This window comes from Sphingobium sufflavum, from assembly GCF_021403115.1.
GTDB classification, from domain to species: Bacteria; Pseudomonadota; Alphaproteobacteria; order Sphingomonadales; family Sphingomonadaceae; genus Sphingobium; species Sphingobium sufflavum.
Genome location: NZ_JAJSSH010000007.1, coordinates 146,606 through 169,848, shown reverse-complemented (window position 1 = coordinate 169,848; position 23,243 = coordinate 146,606). Strand labels below are relative to the sequence as shown.

The following is a 23,243-nucleotide window of genomic DNA, read 5'->3' as shown; positions in this document are numbered from 1 at the left end:
GGATGATGGCATGAGCGGTCGGGATCAGGGCGGCAGCGGACGATACGCCCGTGAGCTGGGCGACCGCTGGCTGGCGGTGCGGCTGGGTCTGGCCGGACGGCAGCATCAATATCCCGAGATAGTGGCGCTGCGCCGCTTTCTGGCGCATTTCCGCGTGGACTGCGTGATCGACGTGGGCGCGAACGCGGGGCAATATGCGACGATGCTGCGCCGGGATGTTGGCTTCAAGGGCACGATCCTGTCGTTCGAGCCGAACCCGGCGGTCTTTGTCGCGCTGGAGCGGCGGGCGGCGAAGGACGGAAACTGGCATGTCCACAACATCGCCCTGTCGGACAGCGACGGCACCGCCGCGTTCAACATCATGGCGGCGGACCAGTTCAGTTCGCTCAACGCCCCGGTGGCGCAGCAGGACGCGATTTTCCAGAGCCGCAACGCGGTGACGCAGACGGTGGATGTGGTGACGCGGCGGCTGGACGGGCTGTGGCCGGAACTGGCGGCGCAGCACGGCAGCCTGCGCCCCTTCCTGAAGATGGACACGCAGGGGCATGACCGATCCGTCTGCACGGGGGCGGGGCCGATCCTGCGCCTGATGGCGGGCGTGCAGACCGAACTGGCGGTGCGCCCGCTCTATGCCGGGGCGACCGTCTATCGCGACATGATCGACCTGCTGGCGGAGGCGGGCTTTGCGCCCAACGCCTTCTTCGCCAACAACAAGGGGCATTTCCCCCTGCTGGTGGAAATGGACGGCCTGTTCGTGCGGGACAACCTGCTGGCGGGGGGCGGTCCAGTCCATGCCGGGGCGTGACGGCGTCATCGGGCGGTCGCTGAACGCGGGCGGGGGGCGTGGCCCGGCGGCGTGGCCGATGCTGCTGGCGGGCGCGATCTTCTACCTGATCTGGGACGCGGCGACATGGGGCTGGCATATCGCGCCGGACCGGTTCGTGCCGCTGCCCGACTATCTGTTCCTGAGGCAGGACATGCCGGTGCTGATCGGGCTGGCCGTGGGCCTCCTCGCGCTCATCCCGCTCGACCGGCGCAGCGGGGTGCGGCCGCCCGCCGTGCCGTCGCGCTGGGGCATTGCGGGGACCATCGTCGTCGCCATCGTCGCGGCGCGGTTGGGGCGCGACCTGATCTTTCACGCCTATAGCCCGTCGCGCGACGAGGTGATGGTGGAGCTGGCGGGCGCCTATCTGGCGCAGGGGCGGATCGGCTGGCCGATCCCGGCGGAATGGATGCCCCATGCGCGCGCGATGATGCCGGAATTCTACAGCCCCTATGGCGCGGGGACGGTGTGGACGTCCATCTACCTGCCTGTGCACGCCGCGATCCGGGCGCTGTTCGTGGCGCTGGGCGATGGCGACCTCGCCGCCCCGGTGATGCTGGGGGTGGGTCTGGTGGCGTTGTGGGATGCGGCGCGGACGCTGTTCCCGCGCCGGGCGGATGTGCGCGCGGTGGTGATGATCCTGGCGCTGACGTCGGTGCAACTGATCGCCACCGCCATGACCCCCTATGCGATGACCAGCCATTTCGCGCTGAACATGGTGTGGCTGGCGCTGATCCTGCGCGGGGGACGGGTGCGGGGCGCTCTGGCGGCGGTGGTGCTGGTGCTGGCGGCGGGCCTGCACCAATGGCATTTCCCGATCCTGTTCGCCGCGCCCTTCATCCTGTGGCTGTTCTGGCGCGGGCGGTGGAAGACGGCGCTGGTGCAGACGGGCGCGCTGGGGGCGGCGGTGGTGATCTGGGCCAAGCTGTGGCCGATGCTGCTCGCCCATCTGCTCGGCCCGCCGCTGGGCGGGGCCGCGCGCGGCGCGCCGGAGGTGGAGGACAAGGTCGCCAGCCTGTTCGACCGGCTCGACAAATGGCAGCCGCTGCTGAACATCGGGCGGCTGATGGCGTGGAACAACGCGCTGCTGCTGCCGCTGGGCGCGCTGTCGCTGGGCAAGCTGCCATGGTCGCTGCGCGTCTGGTTGCGCGAGCCGCCGATCCTGCTGCCGCTGTGGGGCGTGGTGGGCATCGGCTTCGCGACCGCGCTGTATCAGGGCTATGGCTGGGGCTTTCGCTATATGCACGGGTCGCTGGGCGCGCTGTGCCTGCTGGCGGGCTATGGCTGGAGCCTGTTGTCGCCGGAGGGCAAGCGGCCGTTGCGGCTGGTCTGGGCGGGATGCGCGATCACGCTGGTCGCGGCGGCATGGCAACTGGGGACGACGCAGCAGCATGTGCGGCCCTATGCGCGGACCATGGCGGCGATGCGGGCGAGTGGCGCGGATGCGGTGCTGGTGGACCTGCGCGGCGGCTATTTCATGACCGATCTGGTGCGCTTCGACCAAGGGCGGCTGGGGCGACCGGCGATATTGTCGCTGAGCATGATGGATGAGGAGGAGGTGCAGGCGCTGTGCGCGACGCACCGGGTTGCGGTGATGGACCATGGGCAATTCTGGGCGCTGGGCGTGCATGCGGTCAATCCGCAGGGCGGCGATTCGGAACGGCTGGATGGGCTGCGCGCGGAACTGGACAGGCTGAAGTGCGGACGGCCGGTGATTGCGCCGACGCCGGGTGTGGACGGCATCGGGGATAGATGAAGTCTGGGCGGCGCGGTGCAGGGATCGCTTAGCTCCGTTCGCAATGACGAAGCGATCATCAGGGGATCGTCGCGATCAGCGTCCGGGTGGGGGCGGTGCAGGCCAGTGCGGCCTGGCCGTCGAGCAGCCAACATTCCCCGGCCTCCCATGGCTGGCCGTTCAGCGTGCCGGTGCCGGTCAGCGGGACGAACCAGCCGGGTTGGCCCGCCGTGCCGATAGTGGCGCCGTCGCCCGCATCATGGCTGCGCAGGATGAGGCTGAAGGGCGCTTCCCACCGGTCGAGCAGGTCCGCCGCGCCGACCGCCGCCAGATTGGGCGCGGCGCGGCGATAGGGTTCCGCGACGCTGACCGCCACGCCATCGTCCAGATGCAGTTCGCGCGGGCGGCCATAGTCGTAGAGGCGATAGGTCACGTCGACATTTTGCTGAACCTCGACCAGCGTTATGCCCGCGCCGATGGCGTGGACGGTCCCGGCGGGCACGAAGAAGAAGTCGCCGGGGCGGGCGGGCTTCCAGTCCATCAACCGCTGGATGGAACCGTCGAGCGCGGCGGCGCGCAGGGCGTCGCCGGACAGGGGCGCGAGCGTGCCGAGGCCGAGCCGGGCGTCCGGCTCTGCATCCAATATGTACCAACATTCCGTCTTGCCGCTGGGCAGGCCGAGGTCGTGGCGCTGGGCGTCGGTCGGATGCACCTGAATGGACAGGCGTTCGCTGGTGAAGATATATTTGACGAGCAGCGCGGGGTGCTCGCCGGGCGGGCCGTCGAACCAGACCTCGCCGATCCGCTGACCATGGGCGTCGGGGAACAGCGGCGGCAGATGGTCGCTGCCCCATGGTTTCTCGACATATTTGGTGGCAAGCCGGCGGGCTGTCACCGTTTGGTGTCCAACAGGATCTTCTGCCCGCCGATCCATGTCTCCAGCAGTTTGATGCGGGGGATGTCCGCAGGCTGGGCCAGTTCGATGTCGCGGTCGAGGAGGAGGAAATCGGCGGATTCGCCGGGGGCGAGGCGGCCGAAACGCCCCTCCGCGCCCAGTGCGTCCGCACCGCCTGCCGTGACGGCGCGAAATGCCTCGGCAAAGCTCAGCCGCTGGTCGCCGCGCCAACCGCCAAAGGGCTGCCCGGCCACCGTCTCGCGCGTGATAGCGAGGCGGATCGCCTCCAGCGGGGAGAGGGGGGTGAAGGGGCCTTGCCCGGCGAAGGCGAGGCCGACCTGTCGGCCCACGATGTCCTTCCAGCCATAGGCGCGGCCATCGGCCCGCGCGCCCAGCCGCTCACGGGCCAGCGCACCGCCATCCGCGATGGATGCGGGGCTGACGGTCAGGCTGAGCCGGTCGGCGGGCAGGCCGGTGAGGTCGGCGGCGGCGGCAAGGTCCGCACCGTCGATGCGCCAGCGCCCGCGGGAGAGATAGGAGCCGCCCATCTCCGCAATGGCGTCGGCGGCTTCCTTTGTCGCGCGGTCGCCATGGGCCGCGAGGACGATCTGGAAGCCGTCCATGGCCGCGCGGCTCATCTGGTTGCGCAGGCGGGTGTCGCCCAGCAGCATGTCGCCGCTGACCCCCGGCGCATCGGCATAGGGGGCGGACAGCCACGCGCGGCGGACGCCGAGCGACCCGTCGATCGGAAGGCTGATACCGGCGAGGCGCAGGCGACCCGCATAAAGCCATGGCGTCGGCTGCGGTCCCGCGATCAGGGGCAGGTCGTCGATCGCGCTGGCATAGCCGATGATCCGCAGGCGCAGCGAATCCCGGTCGCCCGCGCGCCGCCATGTCTGCCAGTCGGTCATGCTGGTGCCCATGTCGCCGACGGCGGTGATGCCGCGTGCCAGATAGGCGGCCTGCGCCTTCAGAAAGGCGGCGTCGAGATCCTTGGGCGCGGGACGGGGCACGATCTTTTCGATCAGCTCCATGGCGCTGCCGGTCAGCAGGCCGCTGGGCTTGCCGCCCGCCATCACGATGTGGCCCCCGGCGGGTTGCGGTGTGGCGGCGGTGATCCCGGCGAGTTTCAGCGCGGCGCTGTTGGCCCAGCCCTGTTCCCCGCTGGCGTCGACCAGCCAGACGGGCGTGTCCGCCACGGTCCGGTCGAGCCGTGCGGCGGTGGGGGTGGAGCCGGCGGGCCAGCGGACGGCGTCCCAGCCAAAGCCCAAGATCCAGCGCCGCCCCTCCGCCGCATAGGTGGCGACGCGCGCGGCGGCGTCATCCGGGGAGGTGGCGTCGCTGAGGTCGAGCGAGAGGAGGCTGATCGCAAGCCGCATCACGTCCGCGCGGGCATCGACGAAGCCGGGGATCAGCGTCATCCCCTTGCCATCCAGGCGGAAGTCGAGCGGCTGCTTCTTGGGCAGTTTCTCGCCCTGGAGCAGGCGACGCTCCACCTTGCCGTCCTTGTCCACCAGCAGGCCGCCGAAGCGGATGATGCGGCCGTCGAGGCCGGTGGTGATGCCATTGACATTGTCGATCAGGCCGCTGGCCCCCGCCGTCGTCGGCAGGGCGCAGGCGAGCGCCAATGTCAGGAGAGGCGCGGACAGCGCCGCGAAGGTTCGGGGGAAGCGCATCATGGACTGGAACGGGTGCCTATCGACCGATGGAGGCCATGCGCCCGCAGGGGCAGGAGAGCAGGGCGAGCGGGCAGGTCATGACGTCAGGCCCCGGCCTTTGCAGGGACCGGGCGGCGTGGCGCGCAGGGGGCGGGACGGCGGAGGAGGGCGGTGCCCATGCTCATCGCTTGGCAATGCGGCGGACGAGGGCGCTGGTGTCCTGCTTTGCGCCGCCCATCGCCTGAACATCGGCGTAATATTGATCGACCAGCGCGGCGAGCGGCAAGGTCGCGCCATTCACCCGCGCCTCGTCCAGCGCCAGGCCGAGATCCTTGCGCATCCAGTCCACGGCGAAGCCGAAGTCGAAGCGATCCTCCGCCATGCTCTTCCAGCGATTTTCCATCTGCCAGCTTTGCGCCGCGCCGCCGGAAATCGCCTCGAACACCGCGTCGAGGTCGAGGTGGGAGGCCTGAGCGAACCGCAGCGCCTCCGACACGCCCTGAAGCACGCCCGCGATGCAGATCTGGTTGACCATCTTGGTCGTCTGGCCCGCGCCCGCCGCGCCGACATGCACGATGCGGGCAGCGTAATTTTGCATCACGATGCGCGCGGCCTCCACCGCGGGCGCCTCGCCCCCGCACATGATGGAGAGGCGGCCATTCTCCGCGCCCGACTGCCCGCCGGAAACGGGGGCGTCGACGCAATGGATGCCGCGGCTCTCGCCCTCCACGAACAATTGCCGGGCGATCCTGGCGGAAACGGTGGTGTGGTCGATGAACAGGCCGCCCGCGCGCAGGGTGCGGAACGCGCCGTCGCGGCCCAGCGTCACCGCCGACAGGTCGTCGTCCGTGCCGACGCAGGTGATGACGATGTCCGCCTCCTCCGCCGCCTGTGCCGGGCTGATGCTGGCGGTGCCGCCGTGGCGCTCCACCCATGCTTTTGCCTTGCCCATGGAGCGGTTGTAGACCGAAAGCTCATGCCCTGCCGCTGCCAGATGGCCCGCAACCGGACCCCCCATCACCCCAAGACCGATAAACGCGATTTTTGCCATTGGGCGGGCATAGAGCCTGTTTCATAGGATTGCCAGATGGGATAGGGGCGAGAACATCATGTTGAACAGCCAAAATATCGCCGCCTTGCGACAGCAACTTCCCGTAACGCTCGACGATGTCGTGGATGCCCATGCGCGCATCGCCCCGTCGATCGTTCGCACGCCCACGCTGCACAGCAAGACATTGTCGCAACTGACCGGTGCGGAGGTGTGGCTGAAGTTCGAGAATCTGCAATTCACCGCCGCCTATAAGGAACGGGGCGCGCTCAACCGGCTGCTGATCCTGACCGAGGAGCAGAAGGCGCGCGGCGTCATCGCGGCGTCGGCGGGCAATCATGCGCAGGGGCTGGCCTATCATGGCGCGCGGCTGGGCGTGCCCGTCACCATCGTGATGCCGGTGCCGACCCCGACGGTGAAGGTGATGCAGACCGAAGGCCATGGCGCGACCGTGGTGCTGCATGGCGAAAAGTTCGAGGACGCCTATGGCCATGCCCGCGCGCTGGAGCAGCAGCAGGGCCTGACCTTCGTCCATCCGTTCGACGAGCCGGACATCATCGCCGGGCAGGGCACGGTGGCGCTGGAAATGCTGGAGGATGCGCCCGACATCGACACGCTGGTCGTGCCGGTCGGCGGTGGCGGGCTGATCTCCGGCATCTCCACGGCGGCGCGCGCGCTGCGGCCGGAGATGCTGATCGTCGGCGTGCAGGCCGCGCTCTATCCGTCCATGTACGACCATATCAAGGGGGTGAACCTGCCCTGCGACGGCGACACGCTGGCCGAGGGCATCGCGGTCAAGGAGCCGGGAGCGCTGACCCGCCGTTTTGTCGAGGCGAATGTCGACGACATCGTGCTGGTCGACGAACGGGCGCTGGAACAGGCGGTCAGCCTGCTGCTCCAGATCGAAAAGACGGTGGTCGAGGGCGCGGGCGCGGCCGGGCTGGCCGCGATGCTGTCGCACCGGCAAATGTTCGTCGGGCGCAAGGTCGGCCTGATCCTGTGCGGCGGCAATATCGACACGCGGCTGCTGGCGAACGTCCTGCTGCGCGACCTGGCGCGGTCGGGGCGTCTGGCGCGGCTGCGCATCCGGTTGCAGGACCGGCCCGGCACGCTGTTCCATGTCAGCCGCATCTTTCACGAGCAGAGCGTCAACATCCTGGAACTGTCGCACCAGCGCATCTTCACCAGCCTGCCCGCCAAGGGGCTGACGCTGGACGTGGAGTGCGAGACGCGCGACGCGGGGCATCTGGAGCGGCTGGTGCTGGCGCTGCGCGAGGCGGGGTTCGATGTCGCACCGGTGGAGGCGGCTTGAGCGCCTTCACAGGACCAAGGCCCGGGATAGGACCAAGGGCCAGCATACGACCAATGGATAGCCATTGGCCTGATTTGCATCAGCTTTGGGCTTGAGGTTGGGTTAGGCCGTGGTAAACTCTCTTTCCACCGGGTTGCCGCGCCCGCATATAGTGCCAGGTGATTCAGGGGCCAGAGCCGGCCAGATGGAGAAACTGTGAGCGCCGCCTTCCGCTTCCCGCGCTTTTTCATGACCAACGCCAGCCCCTGCCCCTATCTGCCGGGGCGGACGGAGCGCAAGGTCTTCACGGAACTGACCGGGCAGCATGCGGGTGAGCTGAACGATGCGCTGGGCCGCATCGGTTTTCGCCGCAGCCAGAATGTGGCTTACCGGCCCAGTTGTTCCGACTGTTCGGCCTGTGTGTCGGTGCGAATCGTGGCGGGCGCGTTCAAGCCCAATGCGACGCAGCGCCGCCTGATGCGCCGCAACGAAGACCTCATCACCAGCGCGTGCAAGCCCTGGTCCACGCCCGAACAGTTCGAACTGCTCCAGAAATATCTCTCCGTCCGCCACCCCGGCGGCGGCATGACGGAGATGGACGATGTCGATTATGCCGACATGGTGGAGCAGACGCCCGTCGATACCGTCGTGATCGAATATCGGTTGCGGTCGGAGGTTCCGGGCGAGCAGGGCCGCCTGATCGGCGCCTGCCTGACCGACCGGCAGGGCGATGGCCTGTCGATGATCTACAGCTTCTACGATCCCGCGCTGGAGGATCGGCAGGGGCTGGGCAGCTTTATCATCCTCGACCATGTCCGCCGCGCGGCGGAGGAAAAGCTGCCTTATGTCTATCTCGGCTATTGGGTCGAGGGGTCGCAGCGCATGGCGTACAAGATACGCTACAAGCCGCTGGAACGGCTGAGCCGGGACGGCTGGGTGGCGTTCGACCCGGCGGACGTCGCGGTCGAAGGGGCAGGTGCGCCGATGCTGAACGTGCCCACGGGCCGGGTGGGCGACAGCGTTCTCCTGAAATAGGGGAGCGTCGGCGGCTGGTGCCTCACCAGTCGAGAATGGCGCCGTCATAATTGTGGAATTGGCCGGAGGTGGCGAGGGAGAGGCGGTCGATGACGGCCTTTATGCCCGCCGCGCTCTCCTGCGGCGCTATGTCCGCCGCGGGGCCGCCCATTTCGGTGCGGACCCAGCCGGGATGGACGGAGGCGACGGCGATCCCCTCGCGCGACAGGTCGGTGGCGAGGCCCTGCGCCACCTTGTTCACCGCCGCCTTTGACGCGCGATAGGCGATGCGGTCGGAACTGGCGTAGCTCAGCGATCCCATGAAGCTGCTGATGATGGCGACCTTTGCGCCGCCCGCCCGGCGCAGGGCGGGGAGCAGCGCCTGCGTCACGCGCAGCGGGCCGAGCGTGTTGACGTTGAGCGTGTGCAGGAAGCCCGCGAAATCCGTGTCGAGGGTGGACTGGCGGTCGGGACCGATCACGCCCGCATTGTTGATGAGGATATCGACGGTGCGGTCGCGCAGCGCATCGGCAAAGGCGGTGACCGAGCCATCGTCCGCCACGTCCAGCGGCAGGATCTCACCGGGCAGGGTGGGCGCGCCGTCCGGCTGCCGCACGCCCAGCAGCAGGTCATGGCCCGCCGCGGCATAGAGCTGCGCCAGTTCCCGCCCGATGCCCCGATTGGCCCCCGTGATTACGACCGTCGCCATGCCATCCGCCTTTCGTGGAAAATTCCAGAGAAGTAATAGGGATTGGGGTGGTGCGGGGCAAGGGCAAGGGCAAGGGCGAGGGATGGCGAGAGGCGAAGTGGGGGGCGGGTTAGACATCGACCCACCTCGTCATTGTGAGCGCAGCGAAGCAATCCCCTGCGGCGCCCCATGGATTGGTTGGGCTTCGCCCGCCTTTGGCTCGCTGCGCTCACAATCACGATTCAGGGAAAAATCATCATACTCTGGAGAGGCATGGAGGCGGCGCAGCGAAGCAGCAGGCCGTGGGCGGCACGCCGGGAGCCGCCACGGCAAAGGCCCGGACGCTTGCGCATCCGGGCCTTCACATCGTCCGCCTGTCCGCCGGGTTCAGCAGCCGCAGGGGCAGCAGACCAGGCGGGGCTTTGGCCGGGCCTTGCGGACGACGGGTTTGCGCACGGCCTTGCGGACGGTGGCGTAGGTGGTTTCCTCCGTCGTGACGGTGGTCGTCACGATCGGGGCGGCATAGTCGACCGTTTCATAGCTGTAGCCGCTGGCGCCATAGGCCGCGCTGTAGGCCGACGAATCATAGCTGTAGCCATAGCCCTGCGGCGGCAGGGGCGCGGGGCGATAGGCGGGGAGGGGCGCTGCCTGCGCATAGCCACCGCGCGCCTGCCCGTCGAAACGACCGTCATAGGTGCCGCTGTAGCTGCGGCCATCCTCGCCATACCAGGTGCCGACCCACTGGCCGTCGTAGCTGGCGGGGCGACCGTCCGGGCCGGGTGCGCCGGCGCCATAGGCGTAAGGCTCGCCGCCGCGCGGCACGCCCCGGCCACGACCGTCATAGCGGGGTGCGACCGGGCGGGCGGGGGCGTAGCGCGCCTCGTCCCGGTTGCGGCCGGAGGCGTTGCCGATGGCCGCACCGGCGATGGCACCGACGCCCGCGCCGAGGATGGTGCCGGGCAGGCGGTTGCCCTTGCCCGCGATCACATTGCCCGCGATGCCGCCGACCACGCCGCCGACGACCGCGCCCGCCACGCCATTGTTGCCGCGACGGCGGTTCTCGTCGTAACGGTCGTCATAGCCCCGGTCGTCGTAACCACGATCGTCATAGCCATCGGCATAGGCGCCGTCGTCATAACCGCCGAAGCGGTCCCAGTCATAGCCGTAGCGGACATCGGACACGCGGCCATAGCGATCGGTCAGCACCGCATCGTCATAATAGCGCGACCAGCCATAGCCATAGGCCGGTGCGGGCAGGCCATAACCGCGATAGTCCGCGATATAATAGGAAGGGTTGATCCAGTAGCTGGGCAGGGTGAAGCCGGTCGCAGGGCGGCGATAGCTGTTCCAGCCGCCGGGCGCGTTCCAGCCCGCCGACCAGCGCCCGTTGACGCGCGGACCCCATGCGCCGTGCCATGCCCCGGCGTTGCCCGCCCCGTTGATCGGTGCACCGGGACGACCGGTCACGACCTGCGTCGCGCCCCGGTTCATGACACTGGTCGCGACCGCGAGGTTGCCCATATTCTCCGCCTGAACGGCGGGCGCGGCGATACCGCCCAGACCCGCCATCAGACCTGCCAGAACCAGCTTCCGCATGTGTACGCTCCCGAAATTCCGCATCGACAAGAATGGATGGCACAGGGCCATCCGTTAAGTCCCCGTTTAGCATCGGCGGCCGGGGCGAACTATGGCGTTAGCCATTGCGCGTGGTTGAGCGCTGTGCCGGTTTGGGGCAGTTTTACACTGTTTTACCGGCGGGATTTGCGGGCTTTTGCGGGGGCGTTCCGGGGCGTGATCTGGCGCGTGCGGAGGATTGGCTATCCCGCCAGCGCATCCCCGATTGCGGCGATCAGCGCGACCAGCCCCGCCTCGTCCTGCGCGTCGAAGCGGGCGGGCAGCGGGCTGTCGAGATCGAGCACGCCGACCAGCGCGCCATGGGCCATGACCGGCACGACGATTTCGGACGCGGAGGCGGCGTCGCAGGCGATATGGCCGGGAAAGGCGTGGACATCCTCGACCCGGATCGTCGCGCGCCGCTGCGCCGCCGTGCCGCACACCCCCCGGCCCAGCGGGATGCGGAGACAGGCGGGCTTGCCCTGGAACGGGCCGAGGACCAGCGTGTCGCCCGCCAGCCGATAGAAGCCCGCCCAGTTGAGGCCGGGCAGGCTGTGCCACAGCAGCGCGGCGACATTGGCCATGTTGGCGATGCCGTCGCTCTCCCCCGCCACCAGCGCGCGGGCGGCGGTGAGGAGGTCGGCGTAGAGGCGCGGCTTGTCGGTCGGGTCAGCGGGCGCGGTGAGGGTGAACATGGCGGATCAGGAGGCCCAGCGGTGGCTGTCCGTGCCGACCTGCGCCTCCACATCGGGCCTGTCGAGGGTCAGCGCGTCGATGGCGGCGCGGATGCGCGCCTGCGCATCGCGGCCATGCATGCGCCATTTCCACAGGGGCTGGCCGTCCCACATGCGGAAATCCGGGTCGGACCCGGCGATGTCGCACAACATGCGGGCCATCCCCTCCCACAGGCGGGTGGTGCGATCGGTGTCGGCGTCTGTGTGGTCCATGGCCCTGTCCCTCGTTTCCCGGTTGGACATGCTAGGCGAGGGAAGGGCGGTCGTAAATGGCGGGCAGCGGGCCGGGGGGGGGGTAGGGTGGTGCGGCCCTTGTGCCGCCGGTTTGCCCTCCTCGCGCGGGGCCCTTCGCGTGCCTGTCGAGAGGCGGCTCTTCACGGGCACGGTGGCGGGCGACGACGTGCAGCCGTTGGGCTTCGCCGGCTCTTCGGGGCGACAGGCTCAGGACGAACGGACCTCTTGGTAGCGCCTGCGGGGAGATTAGCGGCGCCTTTGCGCGCCGCCCCGTCGTCCGCCGCTCAATTCCCCATGGTCAGGAATTTATCCGCGCGCTGGCGGCGCAGTTCGTCCGGGTTGAGTTTGCCCAGATCGGCCAGTTCGGCGATCAGCGCATCCTTCAGCGCGCCGATGGCGGAGGCCGGGTGGCGGTGCGCGCCGCCCATCGGTTCCGCCACGATCCGGTCGATCACGCCCAGATCGCGCAGGCTCTGCGCCGTCACCTGCATCGCGGTCGCGGCATCGGCGGCCTTTTCGGCGGTGCGCCACAGGATGGACGCGCAGCCTTCCGGTGAGATCACCGAATAAATGGCGTGTTCGAACATGATGACCCGGTTGCCCGCGGCCAGCGCGATGGCGCCGCCGGAACCGCCTTCACCCACCACCGCCGCGATCATCGGCACGCCGAGGGCGAGGCATTGCTCGGTCGAGCGGGCGATGGCTTCCGCCTGACCACGCTCCTCCGCCTGCACGCCGGGAAAGGCGCCGGAGGTGTCGACCAGCGTGATGACCGGCAGGCCGAAACGGTCGGCCAGCTGCATCAGGCGGATCGCCTTGCGATAGCCCTCCGGCTTGCCCATGCCGAAGTTGTGCTTGAGGCGGCTGGCGGTGTCGTTGCCCTTCTCATGCCCGATGACGAGGACGCGCTGGCCATTGAGGCGCGCGAAGCCGCCCAGGATCGCCTGATCGTCGCCGAACGCGCGGTCGCCCGCGAGGGGAATGAATTCGTCGAACAGGCCGGCCACATAATGTTTGAAATGCGGGCGGTCGGGATGCCGGGCGACCTGCGTCTTTTGCCAAGGCGTGAGTTTGGCATAAAGGTCGGCGAGCATCTTGTCGGAGCGTTGCTCCAGCTTGACGATTTCGCTGTCGATGTCGATCGCGCCGTCCTGCGCGGTTTCGCGCAATTCGGCGATCTTTGCCTGCACGGCGGCGATGGGCTTTTCAAAGTCGAGGAAACTGATCATCGGCCCGCGTTAATTGCCGCGAGGCTTCAGGTCAACGCGTGGGTGGAGTCCGGGCGGCGATGGCTTCGCCGAGCGGGTGCCGGGCATTGACCAGCGCGACCAGCCGGGCGGCATCGACATGGGTGTAGATCTGCGTCGTCGCAATGTCCGCATGGCCCAGCATGGATTGCAGCGCGCGCAGGTCCGCACCGCCTTCCAGCAGATGGGTGGCAAAGGCGTGGCGCAGGACGTGCGGGCTGATCGTCGTCGGGTCCATGCCCGCCGCCGCCGCAAGGTCGCGCACGATCTGGTAGAGGCGGATGCGGCTGAGATGGCTCTTGCCCGACGGGAAGAGCCACGGGTTGTCGTCCGGCACATAGGCGCGCCACAACGCCACCGCCGCACGGGCGCGGTCGGAAATGGGGACGAGCCGTTCGCGGCCGCCCTTGCCCTTGAGAATCAGGAAAGGCTGGTCGCCGCGCAGCGCGGCGCGGGGCAGCGACACCAGTTCGGTGGCGCGCAGGCCGGAGCCATAGAGCAGCTCGATCAGCGCAGACAGGCGCAGATCCTGCCGCGTCGCGGTAGGGCTGGCGAGCCGATCCGCGATGACCGCGAACAGGCTGTCGATGCCGCCATGGGAGATCGTCCTGGGCAGCGGGCGGCGCAGTGTCGGCCGGGGCAGGCCGGACGAGGGATTGTCGGCGCGCAGCCCCTCCGTCACCAGAAAGGCGTAGAAACCGCGCAGCGCCGACGCCTTGCGCGCCACGCTGGAGGCCGCCAGATCGGCCCAGTGGACGGCGAGGGTGCGCAGGTCGTCCGGCTCCGCGGCGGCGAGGTCCGGGATGTGGCCGAGCGCATCCTCCAGATCGCGGCGATAGGCGAGGAGCGTGTTGCGCGCCACGCCCCGCTCCGCCGCCAGCATGGCGAGGAAACGGTCGATGGCGATGGTGGCGGCCGTCATGCTCCGCCGGGGGTCACAGGCTGAGTGGCACAGGCAGGAGGAGCATGGGGCCGGGGTAGGGAGGCATGGAGCAGGGCGTCACAGGCGGGTGATCGCTTCGGCCGCGATCATGCGCGCTTCCGCCTCCAGCCCCACCTGCCGCATGGCGGACAGGATGGCGAAGAGATGCTCCGGTGGCAATTGCGCCCATCCGCGCGCCTGCATCCCCACGGCGGCGAGCAGGGCGACGGTCGCCTTTTGCCGGTGCTGCGCGGCGAGCGCGATGGCCTGTGCCCAGCGCGAGCGGCTGGCGACCTGCATGTCGAGGTCGGTGAGCAGCGCGGAGGCGGCATCCCCCTGCAACCGGCCCAATCCCATCAGCGCGGCGACGAGCATATGGCTGGCGACCTTGTCCTCGCTCGCATCCGCTTCGACAAAGGCGTCGATCCGGTCGCGCCCGACCCCGGCAGAGGTGTCCGGCAGGCCCACGGCGAGCAGCGCCCAGGCCCGTTCCCGGCCTTCGCCCTCCATCGCGTCGACGGCGCGGACCCAGCGGGCGGCGTTGCGGTCATAGCCGCCGGTGAACATGGCGGCGAGCAGCCAGGGGGTGTCCGTCCCCGCCTCCGCACTGGGCGGCAGCGCGGCGGCGGCGCGGGACAGCACCGGCAGCGCGGCGAAGCTGACGCCGCCCGGACCTAAAGCCGCGCCATCGGCGGGGACCATGGTCCAGAAGGTCCGCATACCCTTGATCCGCTCGCCCACCGTCTCGCCCGCATAGGACAGGCGGAAACTCTCATAGAGGCTGGCGGGCGGTTGCTGGTCGTCGGTCGGATCGCCCAGACGCGCATAATAGCCGACCAGCGTATCGCCGGAAAAGACGCCCAGACGCGCCGCCGTGGTCACGCCGGCAAGGCGGCGGGTGAGCGACAGGGCGGGCGCGCGCGCCTCCCACGCCCGCAGCGCGTCGCCAAAGCCGCTGGTCGCGCCCGGATAGAGGGGGGCGGGAATCTCCACATTGGTCGCGGTGGCAAGGCCGAAGCGCCAGTTGTCCAGCCGGTCGACGCCATCCCATTCGATCTTGACCGAACGGCGGCTGTTGGGACCGCTGCCCACCGCCTTTTCCGCAAGGCGATAGTCGATGCCGCGCAGCCGCCCGCGCCGCTGCGCCTGATTGAGCAGCGAGGACGCCGTGCCCTGATCGCCGGAGAAGGAGGCGCAGATCGCCTGCGCCATCGGCCAGCGGGGGTCGTCGGTGCGGACCGCCGCTTCGGGGGCGAGGGGGCAGAAACCGGCCGGGTCGGCGGTCGCCAGATAGGTGTCCATCGCCACGGCATAGAGGCGGGGCGTGAAGTTGGCGGCGTCTACGCTCTGCACCAGCAGGCGGGCGGCGTCCGCCTCCCCCATGCGCAGGAGGAGCGAGGCGCGTTCCGCCGCCAGATCGGCGCCGTTGACATCCGATGGCGTGGCGGTGCCCGACAGCAGCACGCGGCGCAGGGTGATCGACGCCCAGCGCGAGACGAAGGGCGCGCGGGAGGCGCGCATCACATGGGTGAGAAATTCCCCCCGCACCGCGCCATAGGCGCCCGGCGAGACGCCGCCGGATTCGACGGTGAGCGGTCCGACCTGATCGAGCGAGCGGCGCGCGGTGGGCGGCAGGTCATAGACCGCCGGGTCTTTCTCCTCCGCCTCCGCCATATTGGCGAGGTCGCCGGTGGAGGGCAGGGCGAGCGCGGTGGGCGGCACCAGGTTGGTCGCGGACGAGGATGGGCCGGAACCGCCGGAGCCGGAAGCGCCCGACGACGATGATGACGAGGGGCCGGGTTGCGACGCCGCGGGCGTGCTCGGCTCCGGGTCGCCGAAACCGGGGGGCAGCAGGGATTCAGGCCCGCCCTGCGCGACGACGGGAATCGCGACCGCCAGCAGCAGCGCGCCCGACACACCGAGCAAGGCGGCATCCCCCCGGCGCATCAACGGCCCAGACGTTCCGCCGGAATGGCTTTTTCGACGCGCACCTGCGCCTGTTCGCCGCCCCGCGACCAGAGCCAGCCGATCAGGGCCACGAACAGGACGATGAGGATGATGACAGGCAGGAGGAGCGGATTGCGGCGGCGGCGGGCAGGGCCACCGAAACTGTTATTGTTGCGAATCTTCATGATGGGTGGCCCGTGAAGGCGCGGCTCCTGTGCTGTTCAAATCCGTAATTTGCCTCTGGCGCGGCTGGCTGTATAGCCGCGCGCACCATGCAACGAAACCGCAAAAACGGAAGCGCCGAAACACCCGCCCCGGAACCCGCCGGCACGCGATCCGGTTCGCTGGTGCTCGTCGGCATGATGGGCGTCGGCAAATCGACCGTGGGACGCCGGTTGGCGCACCGGCTGGGCCTGCCCTTCGTCGATGCGGACGATGCGGTGGTGGCCGCCGCCGACATGACCATCCAGGAAATGTTCGACCGTTATGGCGAGGCGGCCTTTCGGGATGGCGAGCGGCGCGTGATCGCCCGCCTGATCGAGGGCGCGCCCAAGGTGATCGCGACCGGCGGCGGCGCCTTTGCGCAGGACGAGACGCGGGCGCTGATCCTGGAACGGGCCACCGCCATCTGGCTGGACGCCGACATCGACATATTGGTGGACCGGGTGGGCCGCAAGGATGGCCGCCCCCTGCTGAAAGGCAAAGACCCGCGCACCGTGCTGACCGAACTGGCGGCGGTCCGCAATCCCTTCTATGCCATGGCGCCGGTCCATGTGGTCAGCAATGCGACCCCGCATGAGGCGACCGTGGACCGCATATTGGAGGCTCTGGACGCATGCGCGTGATTACCGTTGGACTGGGCGACCGCAGCTATGACGTGGTGATCGAGGATGGCATCCTCGACCGGGCGGCGGCGCATCTGGGCCGGTTCGCCACGGGCCGCCCCTTCACCGTCATCACCGACGAAACGGTGGCACAGGCGCAATGGCCCCGGCTGAAGGCCGCGCTGGACAAGGCGGGCATCGGCGCGGAGGCCATCGTGCTGCCCGCGGGTGAGAGCACGAAGAGCTGGAGCCATCTGGAGCATCTGCTCGACCAGTTGTTGCTGCGCGAGGTGGAGCGGGGCGACCATATCATCGCGCTGGGTGGCGGCGTGATCGGCGATCTGGTCGGCTTTGCCGCGTCCATCCTGAAGCGCGGGTGCCATTTCATCCAGATTCCCACCACCCTCCTGTCGCAGGTCGACTCCAGCGTCGGCGGCAAGACCGCGATCAACGCGCGCGCGGGCAAGAATATGGTCGGTTCCTTCCACCAGCCCGCGCTGGTGCTGATCGACCCCACCGTCCTCGACACGCTGGACCCGCGCGAGGTGCGGGCGGGCTATGCGGAGGTGGTGAAATATGGCCTGATCGGCGATCCCGAATTTTTCCTATGGTGCGAGACTCTGGGCCACCGCCTGCTGGAGGGGGACAGCGACGCGCGCGCCTATGCCATCGGCGCGAGCGTGGCGGCCAAGGCGGCCATCGTGGGTGAGGATGAGCGCGAGACGAGCGGCCGCCGCGCGCTGCTCAACCTCGGCCACACCTTTGGCCATGCGCTGGAGGCGGAGACGGGATTCTCCTCCCTGCTGCTGCATGGCGAGGGCGTGGCGGCAGGCATGGCGCTGGCCTTCCGCTATTCGGCGGTGCGCGGGCTATGCTCCGTGGAGGATGCGGCGCGGGTCACGGCGCATCTGCGCAACGTCGGCCTGCCTTATGACCTGGCCAGCGCGGGCATCACCGCCAGCGGCGCTACGCTGGTCGCCCATATGCTGCACGACAAGAAGCGCACGGGCGGAACCCTGCCCTTCCTGCTGGCGCGGGGGATCGGGCAGACCTATCTCGACAAGACGGTGGAACTGGCGGAGGTCGAGCATTTCCTCGACGCGGATCAGGCGGGATAAAGGACAGGTCGGGCCGGTCCGGTTTTGGCGGGGCGGCTTTTGGCGCGCCGCAACCATGACGGGTTCCGCCCGTTTGGCCGTCCGAGAGGCCAGCGGATGGCGCGTTCGGTCGGGAGAGAAGGTCTGGCCGTTCGGGACGCAATAAATTCGGGACGCAATAAATTCGGGACGCAATAAAAGGGAGGGTGCCGTGAAACTGTCGCCATTCATCATGTCGGGCATCGCCATCGCGGCCGTCGCGGCGGGCACCAGCCGGCAGGCGTCCAGCCAGCAGCGCGAAATCCGCACCGTGTCGAGCATCTCCCCGCAGGAACGGCAGGAAGGGGCGAAGGCGCACCCGCAATTGCTCGCGGAGTTCGGCGGTCTCTATGCGGGACCGCAGGCCGCCTATGTCACCAGCGTCGGCCGCCGCATCGCGGTGCAGTCCAGCCTGTCGGGCAGCCAGAGCGACTTCACCGTCAGCCTGCTCAACAGCAGCGTCAACAACGCCTTCGCCATCCCCGGCGGCTATATCTATGTCACGCGCCAGTTGACCGCGCTGATGAACAACGAGGCGGAACTGGCGGGCGTGCTGGGGCATGAGGTCGGCCATGTCGCCGCCCAGCATGGCAAGCGGCGACAGGACGCGGCGCAGCGCAACAGCATCCTCGGCGTGCTGGGGCAGGTTCTGGTCGGCGCGGTGGCGGGCGACGGGGCGCTGGGCGGCCTGCTGCAAAAAGGGATCGGCACGGGCAGCCAGTTGCTGACCCTGCGCTTTTCCCGCGCGCAGGAATATGAGGCGGACGACCTGGGCATCCGCTACCTCGCCAAGGCGGGGTATGATCCGCGCGCGCTGTCCGACACGCTGGCCAGCCTGGCGGCGCAAAATGCGCTGGATGCGCGGGTGAAGGGCACGCAGTCGAGCGTTCCGGCCTGGGCGAGCACCCATCCCGATCCGGCCTCCCGCGTGACGCGCGCGCTGGACAACGCCCGCGCGACGGGATCGACCGCTACGCTGCGCAACGCCGACGCTTTCCTGACCGCCATCGACGGTATGCTCTATGGTGACGACCCGCGCGAAGGCGTGGTGGACGGCAATCGCTTCCTGCACCCCGCCTTCCGCCTGAAATTCACCGTGCCGCAGGGCTTTGCCATGGAGAATAGCACGGAGGCGGTGACCGTCAGCGGGTCGCAGGGGCAGGCGCAGTTCACCGGTGGCGGCTATGGCGGCGACCTCTCCACCTATGTCGGTGCGGCGTTCCGCAAGCTGGCGGGGGAGGGCGGCTTCACCCCGCCGCAGGTGCAGCGCACGACGGTCAACGGCCTGCCCGCCGCCTTTGCAACGGTGCGCGCGACCGGATCGAACGGCACGGCGCTGGATGTGACGGTCTTTGCCTATGAATTCAGCCGGTCGAGCGCCTATCATTTCCTCGTGATGACCCCGGCGGGCAGCGGCATCGGGCCGTTTTCGACCATGGTGCAGTCAATGGCGCGGATGACGCAGGCGGAAGCGGACAAGGTGAAGGCGCGCCGGGTGCGGCTGGTCACGGTCAGGCCGGGCGATACGGTCGGGTCGCTGGCCGGACGCATGGCCTATGCCGATTATCCGGTGGAGCGGTTTCGCGTCCTCAACGCCCTGCCCGGCAATGCGGCGGTGCGGCCCGGACAGCGGGTGAAGATCGTCACCTATTGAGCGGCTGGTCGGGTATTAAGCGACTGGTCGGGGGATCGCCGCCCGGCCGCATACGGAAAAGGGCGGCAGGATCGCTCCCGCCGCCCCGATTTCCTGCTGCCGGATGACCGGCAGTCCAACGCTCTTACTGAGCGTTGTTCAGACCGTTGCCGACCTTGTTGAAGGTCTTCTCAAGCTTCGTGCCGAGGTTCGACATCGCGGTGATGGCGGCGACGGCGATGAGGGCGGCGATCAGACCATATTCGATCGCGGTGGCGCCCTTGTTGTTCTTGAAGAACTTGCGAATGGTGTTCATGTATAATCTCCTAATCAGCGGCGAAAACCTTAACCCGGCCATGGGTATCGAGCCAGACGATGTGTAAAGCTGTTGCGGTTTCCAAAATCCTAATGCGCGGATCTTTTCTGTAAAAAAATCAGGGTTAACTGTTGATAACCTTGTTCGATATGTTGTTCCACATACCGTTCGTCTTCGTCGCGACCTGATTGATCGCCACGATGATGGCCAGAACGATCAGGGCGACGATCAGGCCATATTCGACCGCCGTCGCGCCCCTGGCGTCTCTTTTCAATGATCTGAGCAGTCGGTACACGGGCGGTCCCCAAGCGATCCACGGGCGGCGCCATGATAGGCATGCGTCCTTAATAAAAGGCTTCGACATGCCGGAATTTGTCCCGTCCCTGCTGGTAGTCGCGGCCGCTCTGGTCGATGCGGACGGCCGTGTCCTGCTGCAACAGCGGCCGGAGGGAAAGACGCTGGCGGGCCTGTGGGAGTTTCCGGGCGGCAAGATCGAGCCGGGTGAATTGCCGGAAGCCGCGCTGGTGCGCGAGTTGAAGGAGGAACTGGGCGTGGACACGGAGACGGCCTGTCTCGCGCCCGCCACCTTTGCCAGCGCGACGCTGGACAATGGCCGGCACCTGCTGCTGCTGCTCTATGTCTGCCGCAAATGGCGCGGCCTGCCGCAACCGCTGGAGGGCGGGGCGCTGTGCTGGAAATATCCGGCGGAGATGTTCGCCCTGCCGATGCCGCCCGCCGACCTGCCGCTGATCGGCCTGCTGGACAGCCTGCTGTAGGGGCGGGGTGCCGTCGGGGCGTCTGCGAAGCGGAGGGGGGCGTCCGCCCACCCGGAAAACGCCGTACATCAAGAAGGCCAGACACCGCCGCGCGGATGCGGTCGGACCGGAGCCTGCTCCTGGGAGACTGTCGCGTCGGAGCGGTTCAGTCCGGTTTGGGCTTCAGCGCCTCCGCCAGCGAGACGGTCGCCGATCCGCGCCGTGCGGGGGCGGGCTGGGAGGGGTCGGGGCACCAGCCGCTCATATGCACGATCTCGAATCGCTCGCGCACCCGGCCGTCGGGGTCGGCCTGGCCCGCGAAATGCGCGATGGCGCGCATCAGGCCGCCGCGGGTCAGGGCGGGCGGGCGGGAAAGCAGGCATTGCGCCCCGCCCATGCCGCGCAGGTCCGCCATCAGGCCGAGCAACCCGTCATAGCCCACGCGCAGCGACTGCACGTCCGCGACCGGCATGGCAAAGCCCGCGCGCGACAACAGGTCGCCCGCGCTGCGCACGTCGATCTGCGGATGGATGCGCTGGGCCGGGCGATCCCCGTCCGCCGCGAGCAGCGCGCCGCGCAACAGCCCCAGCGACCCCGCGCCGACGAAGGCGAGGAGCAGCAATCCGTCCGGCTTCAGGATCGCGCGCAACTGCACCAGAAAGCCCGGCACGTCGTTCACGCTGTCCAGCATGCCGCAGCACAGGATCAGGTCGGCGCTGGCCGGGGCGAACGGCAGGGGCGCATCCTCGTCCACCACCGCGCCGCCGCGCGTCGCCGCGAACAGCGCGCCGGGATCGCCGACCTGCACGGTCAGGCCGCGCGCGCGCAGGGCGTCCGGCAACAGGGCGGTGGGCGCGCCGATGACCAGCGCGTCGGTGAAGGGGCGGCTGACATCGGCCAGCCGGTCCAGCATCTCCTCCGCCGCAGCCGCATAGAGAAAGGCGTGGGCGTCAAAGCCGGATGCGGCCCTGTCCCGCCGCCGGGCGCGCAGGGCCTTGTCGAAGATGGCGGGGATGGTCATGCCGCGCCTTGTGCCCCCGGTCGCGCGCAGGGACAAGAGCGGCGATGCGGGAAATGCGTGGGGAGGGGCGGGGTGGTGCCATTCTCCACGTCGCGATCCGTGGCAATTCACCAATTTGCCGAAATGTGGGGGTTGCAAAGGGAGTTAGTGACGATTCTGAGAGGAAAAGCGACCATATCATTGTCGTTTGTCACCCCCAGCCATTGCCTGTTAGCCGCCATGCCTGCATTCCTATTGAAAGAACTGGATGGAGGTGTGATGTCCCGACGAGCTAAATGGCGCGCCGTTGGATTAGGCGCTCTATTGGCGGCGACTGTTCTGTGGCCGATCGTTGGGCTTTTCCAGGGCTACTATCAGTCTGGCGATCATGGCCATCAACGACCCGACTGGCGCCTGTTGAGGGTTGTCGAGCAATTTAGACCAAGCTGGATACCGCATACAGGGCACATGCTTATCCCCGTTTGGCCCGCCCCTGACGCACATCACGACAAGGATTGCTTTGACGAACTGTCTCGCAGAGAATCTGCGGCACAGATGGTGCAGAAAAACCATGGCGAGCCGCAGGTTAGTAGCGCCATCGGACGTTCGATGTGGATGACAAGAGATGAAATCCTTCTGTCGTTCGAGCTAAATGCAATCCACAGGCTGTTTCCGATCTCCTTTGGTGCGCTCAACGGCTGCATCGAGGGCAGTCTCGCCTCGCCTTTTTGCACACGAATATTACGGAACAGAATGAGTGCTGAGTATGGCCGTGAACGGCCTCGATTAGAGAAAGCATTGCAAGAGACTGTCAATGGAGCGGTGACGATGGCCTGCCAGATCATAGATGCGAACGGCCCGCTGACGCGGCGGCTGCCATGGCCAGCAAGTCCGAAAACCGACTGACCGCAATCCACCCGGCCCAACAAAAAGTGAGACAGGACGGCATGCAAGCCCTTCGCCAGATCGGCACCGCCATCCTCGACTTTGCCCTGCCGCCGCGCTGCCCGAACTGCCTCGATATCGTGGCCGCGCAGGACAGTTTTTGCACGCCCTGCTGGCGGTCGATCCATTTCCTCGGCGATCCGTGCTGCGCGGCGTGCGGGCTGCCCTTTGCCTATGACATGGGTGAGGGGGCGTTGTGCGGGGCGTGCCATGCCACGCCGTCGCCCTTTGACCGGGCGCGGGCGGTGATGGCCTATGGGGAGGTGGCGCGGACGGTCGTGCTGCGCTTCAAATATGGTCGGCGCACGGGCCATGCACGGCTGATCGCGCGGCATATGGCGCGGCATCTGGCGGGGATGGACATGGCGCAGGTGTTGCTGGTCCCGGTGCCGCTCCATCGCTGGCGGCTCTGGTCGCGCGGGTTCAACCAGGCGGCGCTGATCGCGCGGGCGCTGGCGCGGGAGGCGGGCGGGGAGGCGCTGGTCGACGGGCTGGTCCGAACCCGCCGCACGCCGCCGCTGCGCCGGATGAGCGCGGCGCGGCGTCGGCGTCTGGTGCAGGGCGCCTTTGCCCTGTCGCCCATGGGGGTGGAGAGGGTGCGCGGGCGGCATGTCGTCCTGATCGACGACATTCAGACGACGGGCGCGACCGCCGCATCCTGCGCCCGGATGCTGCGGCAGGGCGGAGCGGCGCGGGTCGATTTCCTGTGCTGGGCGCGGGTGCTGGACGCGGAAGAAGAACAGCCCGCATCGCTGGCGGATTGACAAGCGGCATCCGCATCACG

General features: G+C 68.4%; 24 protein-coding genes. 10 read left to right on the top strand and 14 right to left on the bottom strand.

Going from position 1 to position 23,243, the window contains the following annotated elements:
• Positions 1 to 10: 10 nt before the first annotated feature.
• Both LWE61_RS12080 and LWE61_RS12075 read left to right on the top strand, forming a co-directional pair.
• A complete protein-coding gene (locus tag LWE61_RS12080) occupies positions 11 to 805 on the top strand; it encodes an FkbM family methyltransferase (protein WP_234150319.1) in 795 nt (264 codons plus the stop codon).
• Positions 792 to 2,579 carry an MFS transporter gene (locus tag LWE61_RS12075; RefSeq protein WP_234150318.1) on the top strand — a complete coding sequence of 596 codons (1,788 nt, stop codon included), beginning with the start codon at positions 792 to 794 and terminating at the stop codon, positions 2,577 to 2,579. The genes LWE61_RS12080 and LWE61_RS12075 overlap by 14 nt, the downstream gene beginning before the upstream one ends.
• A 58-nt stretch (positions 2,580 to 2,637) precedes the next feature.
• Here LWE61_RS12075 and LWE61_RS12070 read toward each other — a convergent pair whose 3' ends face one another.
• The 3 genes from LWE61_RS12070 to LWE61_RS12060 all read right to left on the bottom strand — a co-directional run bounded on the left by LWE61_RS12070 (position 2,638) and on the right by LWE61_RS12060 (position 6,162).
• Positions 2,638 to 3,453 (bottom strand): class I mannose-6-phosphate isomerase, encoded by an 816-nt coding sequence (locus LWE61_RS12070; protein WP_234150317.1) that lies wholly within the window; start codon positions 3,451 to 3,453, stop codon positions 2,638 to 2,640.
• Positions 3,450 to 5,132 carry an amidohydrolase gene (locus tag LWE61_RS12065; RefSeq protein ID WP_234150316.1) on the bottom strand — a complete coding sequence of 561 codons (1,683 nt, stop codon included), beginning with the start codon at positions 5,130 to 5,132 and terminating at the stop codon, positions 3,450 to 3,452. Before LWE61_RS12065 ends, LWE61_RS12070 begins: the two co-directional genes overlap by 4 nt.
• Before the next feature lie 160 nt (positions 5,133 to 5,292).
• Entirely contained in the window at positions 5,293 to 6,162 is an 870-nt protein-coding gene (locus tag LWE61_RS12060; protein ID WP_234150315.1) for an NAD(P)-dependent oxidoreductase, read from the bottom strand.
• Between the two features lie 58 nt (positions 6,163 to 6,220).
• Here LWE61_RS12060 and LWE61_RS12055 point away from each other — a divergent pair, with 58 nt between their 5' ends.
• Both LWE61_RS12055 and LWE61_RS12050 read left to right on the top strand, forming a co-directional pair.
• Entirely contained in the window at positions 6,221 to 7,471 is a 1,251-nt protein-coding gene (locus LWE61_RS12055; RefSeq protein WP_234150314.1) for a threonine ammonia-lyase, read from the top strand.
• A gap of 195 nt (positions 7,472 to 7,666) precedes the next feature.
• Positions 7,667 to 8,485: an arginyltransferase gene (locus LWE61_RS12050; RefSeq protein WP_234150313.1), complete on the top strand. Its 819-nt coding sequence runs from the start codon at positions 7,667 to 7,669 to the stop codon at positions 8,483 to 8,485.
• Between the two features lie 22 nt (positions 8,486 to 8,507).
• Here LWE61_RS12050 and LWE61_RS12045 read toward each other — a convergent pair whose 3' ends face one another.
• The 8 genes from LWE61_RS12045 to LWE61_RS12010 all read right to left on the bottom strand — a co-directional run bounded on the left by LWE61_RS12045 (position 8,508) and on the right by LWE61_RS12010 (position 16,035).
• On the bottom strand, positions 8,508 to 9,173 hold the full coding sequence (locus LWE61_RS12045) for an SDR family oxidoreductase (protein ID WP_234150312.1): 666 nt from the start codon (positions 9,171 to 9,173) through the stop codon (positions 8,508 to 8,510).
• A gap of 366 nt (positions 9,174 to 9,539) precedes the next feature.
• Positions 9,540 to 10,748 carry an RcnB family protein gene (locus tag LWE61_RS12040; RefSeq protein WP_234150311.1) on the bottom strand — a complete coding sequence of 403 codons (1,209 nt, stop codon included), beginning with the start codon at positions 10,746 to 10,748 and terminating at the stop codon, positions 9,540 to 9,542.
• A gap of 221 nt (positions 10,749 to 10,969) precedes the next feature.
• Positions 10,970 to 11,461 carry a GAF domain-containing protein gene (locus LWE61_RS12035; RefSeq protein WP_234150310.1) on the bottom strand — a complete coding sequence of 164 codons (492 nt, stop codon included), beginning with the start codon at positions 11,459 to 11,461 and terminating at the stop codon, positions 10,970 to 10,972.
• Positions 11,462 to 11,467: 6 nt separating this feature from the next.
• Positions 11,468 to 11,713, bottom strand: a complete 246-nt coding sequence (locus LWE61_RS12030) for a hypothetical protein (RefSeq protein WP_234150309.1) — start codon at positions 11,711 to 11,713, stop codon at positions 11,468 to 11,470.
• A gap of 305 nt (positions 11,714 to 12,018) precedes the next feature.
• The gene (locus LWE61_RS12025; protein ID WP_234150308.1) at positions 12,019 to 12,963 is read right to left on the bottom strand and encodes an acetyl-CoA carboxylase carboxyltransferase subunit alpha; all 945 of its coding nucleotides are present in this window, start codon (positions 12,961 to 12,963) and stop codon (positions 12,019 to 12,021) included.
• 31 nt (positions 12,964 to 12,994) lie between these two features.
• On the bottom strand, positions 12,995 to 13,903 hold the full coding sequence (locus LWE61_RS12020; protein ID WP_234150307.1) for a tyrosine recombinase: 909 nt from the start codon (positions 13,901 to 13,903) through the stop codon (positions 12,995 to 12,997).
• A 78-nt stretch (positions 13,904 to 13,981) separates the two neighbouring features.
• On the bottom strand, positions 13,982 to 15,820 hold the full coding sequence (locus tag LWE61_RS12015; protein ID WP_407696229.1) for a hypothetical protein: 1,839 nt from the start codon (positions 15,818 to 15,820) through the stop codon (positions 13,982 to 13,984).
• A gap of 29 nt (positions 15,821 to 15,849) precedes the next feature.
• Positions 15,850 to 16,035, bottom strand: coding sequence for a hypothetical protein (locus tag LWE61_RS12010; protein ID WP_234150305.1), 186 nt, complete (start codon positions 16,033 to 16,035; stop codon positions 15,850 to 15,852).
• Positions 16,036 to 16,122: 87 nt separating this feature from the next.
• On the opposite strand from LWE61_RS12010, the gene LWE61_RS12005 reads away from it, so the two are divergent.
• From LWE61_RS12005 to LWE61_RS11995, 3 genes are all read left to right on the top strand, one after another.
• The gene (locus LWE61_RS12005; protein WP_234150304.1) at positions 16,123 to 16,695 is read left to right on the top strand and encodes a shikimate kinase; all 573 of its coding nucleotides are present in this window, start codon (positions 16,123 to 16,125) and stop codon (positions 16,693 to 16,695) included.
• Positions 16,686 to 17,792 (top strand): 3-dehydroquinate synthase, encoded by a 1,107-nt coding sequence (aroB, locus tag LWE61_RS12000; protein ID WP_234150303.1) that lies wholly within the window; start codon positions 16,686 to 16,688, stop codon positions 17,790 to 17,792. Before LWE61_RS12005 ends, aroB begins: the two co-directional genes overlap by 10 nt.
• Positions 17,793 to 18,003: 211 nt before the next feature.
• Positions 18,004 to 19,464 (top strand): M48 family metalloprotease, encoded by a 1,461-nt coding sequence (locus LWE61_RS11995; protein ID WP_234150395.1) that lies wholly within the window; start codon positions 18,004 to 18,006, stop codon positions 19,462 to 19,464.
• Between the two features lie 124 nt (positions 19,465 to 19,588).
• Here LWE61_RS11995 and LWE61_RS11990 read toward each other — a convergent pair whose 3' ends face one another.
• Positions 19,589 to 19,759 carry a Flp family type IVb pilin gene (locus LWE61_RS11990; protein ID WP_234150302.1) on the bottom strand — a complete coding sequence of 57 codons (171 nt, stop codon included), beginning with the start codon at positions 19,757 to 19,759 and terminating at the stop codon, positions 19,589 to 19,591.
• A gap of 124 nt (positions 19,760 to 19,883) precedes the next feature.
• Positions 19,884 to 20,033 (bottom strand): Flp family type IVb pilin, encoded by a 150-nt coding sequence (locus LWE61_RS11985; protein ID WP_234150301.1) that lies wholly within the window; start codon positions 20,031 to 20,033, stop codon positions 19,884 to 19,886.
• Between the two features lie 88 nt (positions 20,034 to 20,121).
• Between LWE61_RS11985 and LWE61_RS11980 the strand changes: the two genes are divergently transcribed.
• Positions 20,122 to 20,535 (top strand): (deoxy)nucleoside triphosphate pyrophosphohydrolase, encoded by a 414-nt coding sequence (locus LWE61_RS11980; protein WP_234150300.1) that lies wholly within the window; start codon positions 20,122 to 20,124, stop codon positions 20,533 to 20,535.
• A gap of 145 nt (positions 20,536 to 20,680) precedes the next feature.
• On the opposite strand, the gene LWE61_RS11975 is transcribed toward LWE61_RS11980, so the two are convergent.
• Positions 20,681 to 21,535 carry a methyltransferase domain-containing protein gene (locus tag LWE61_RS11975; RefSeq protein ID WP_234150299.1) on the bottom strand — a complete coding sequence of 285 codons (855 nt, stop codon included), beginning with the start codon at positions 21,533 to 21,535 and terminating at the stop codon, positions 20,681 to 20,683.
• Between the two features lie 72 nt (positions 21,536 to 21,607).
• Here LWE61_RS11975 and LWE61_RS11970 point away from each other — a divergent pair, with 72 nt between their 5' ends.
• Positions 21,608 to 22,420, top strand: coding sequence for a hypothetical protein (locus LWE61_RS11970; RefSeq protein WP_234150298.1), 813 nt, complete (start codon positions 21,608 to 21,610; stop codon positions 22,418 to 22,420).
• Between the two features lie 41 nt (positions 22,421 to 22,461).
• On the top strand, positions 22,462 to 23,223 hold the full coding sequence (locus LWE61_RS11965) for a ComF family protein (RefSeq protein WP_234150297.1): 762 nt from the start codon (positions 22,462 to 22,464) through the stop codon (positions 23,221 to 23,223).
• Positions 23,224 to 23,243: the final 20 nt, after the last annotated feature.

What these genes read in the sequence shown, in the direction of transcription:
- LWE61_RS12080 (WP_234150319.1), top strand. Translation starts at nt 11, where the DNA reads ATGAGCGGTCGGGATCAGGGCGGCAGCGGACGATACGCCCGTGAGCTG.
- LWE61_RS12075 (WP_234150318.1), top strand. Translation starts at nt 792, where the DNA reads ATGCCGGGGCGTGACGGCGTCATCGGGCGGTCGCTGAACGCGGGCGGG.
- LWE61_RS12065 (WP_234150316.1), bottom strand. Translation starts at nt 5,132, where the DNA reads ATGATGCGCTTCCCCCGAACCTTCGCGGCGCTGTCCGCGCCTCTCCTG.
- LWE61_RS12060 (WP_234150315.1), bottom strand. Translation starts at nt 6,162, where the DNA reads ATGGCAAAAATCGCGTTTATCGGTCTTGGGGTGATGGGGGGTCCGGTT.
- LWE61_RS12055 (WP_234150314.1), top strand. Translation starts at nt 6,221, where the DNA reads ATGTTGAACAGCCAAAATATCGCCGCCTTGCGACAGCAACTTCCCGTA.
- LWE61_RS12045 (WP_234150312.1), bottom strand. Translation starts at nt 9,173, where the DNA reads ATGGCGACGGTCGTAATCACGGGGGCCAATCGGGGCATCGGGCGGGAA.
- LWE61_RS12040 (WP_234150311.1), bottom strand. Translation starts at nt 10,748, where the DNA reads ATGCGGAAGCTGGTTCTGGCAGGTCTGATGGCGGGTCTGGGCGGTATC.
- LWE61_RS12035 (WP_234150310.1), bottom strand. Translation starts at nt 11,461, where the DNA reads ATGTTCACCCTCACCGCGCCCGCTGACCCGACCGACAAGCCGCGCCTC.
- LWE61_RS12030 (WP_234150309.1), bottom strand. Translation starts at nt 11,713, where the DNA reads ATGGACCACACAGACGCCGACACCGATCGCACCACCCGCCTGTGGGAG.
- LWE61_RS12025 (WP_234150308.1), bottom strand. Translation starts at nt 12,963, where the DNA reads ATGATCAGTTTCCTCGACTTTGAAAAGCCCATCGCCGCCGTGCAGGCA.
- LWE61_RS12020 (WP_234150307.1), bottom strand. Translation starts at nt 13,903, where the DNA reads ATGACGGCCGCCACCATCGCCATCGACCGTTTCCTCGCCATGCTGGCG.
- LWE61_RS12010 (WP_234150305.1), bottom strand. Translation starts at nt 16,035, where the DNA reads ATGAAGATTCGCAACAATAACAGTTTCGGTGGCCCTGCCCGCCGCCGC.
- LWE61_RS12005 (WP_234150304.1), top strand. Translation starts at nt 16,123, where the DNA reads ATGCAACGAAACCGCAAAAACGGAAGCGCCGAAACACCCGCCCCGGAA.
- aroB (WP_234150303.1), top strand. Translation starts at nt 16,686, where the DNA reads ATGCGCGTGATTACCGTTGGACTGGGCGACCGCAGCTATGACGTGGTG.
- LWE61_RS11995 (WP_234150395.1), top strand. Translation starts at nt 18,004, where the DNA reads ATGTCGGGCATCGCCATCGCGGCCGTCGCGGCGGGCACCAGCCGGCAG.
- LWE61_RS11990 (WP_234150302.1), bottom strand. Translation starts at nt 19,759, where the DNA reads ATGAACACCATTCGCAAGTTCTTCAAGAACAACAAGGGCGCCACCGCG.
- LWE61_RS11980 (WP_234150300.1), top strand. Translation starts at nt 20,122, where the DNA reads ATGCCGGAATTTGTCCCGTCCCTGCTGGTAGTCGCGGCCGCTCTGGTC.
- LWE61_RS11975 (WP_234150299.1), bottom strand. Translation starts at nt 21,535, where the DNA reads ATGACCATCCCCGCCATCTTCGACAAGGCCCTGCGCGCCCGGCGGCGG.
- LWE61_RS11965 (WP_234150297.1), top strand. Translation starts at nt 22,462, where the DNA reads ATGCAAGCCCTTCGCCAGATCGGCACCGCCATCCTCGACTTTGCCCTG.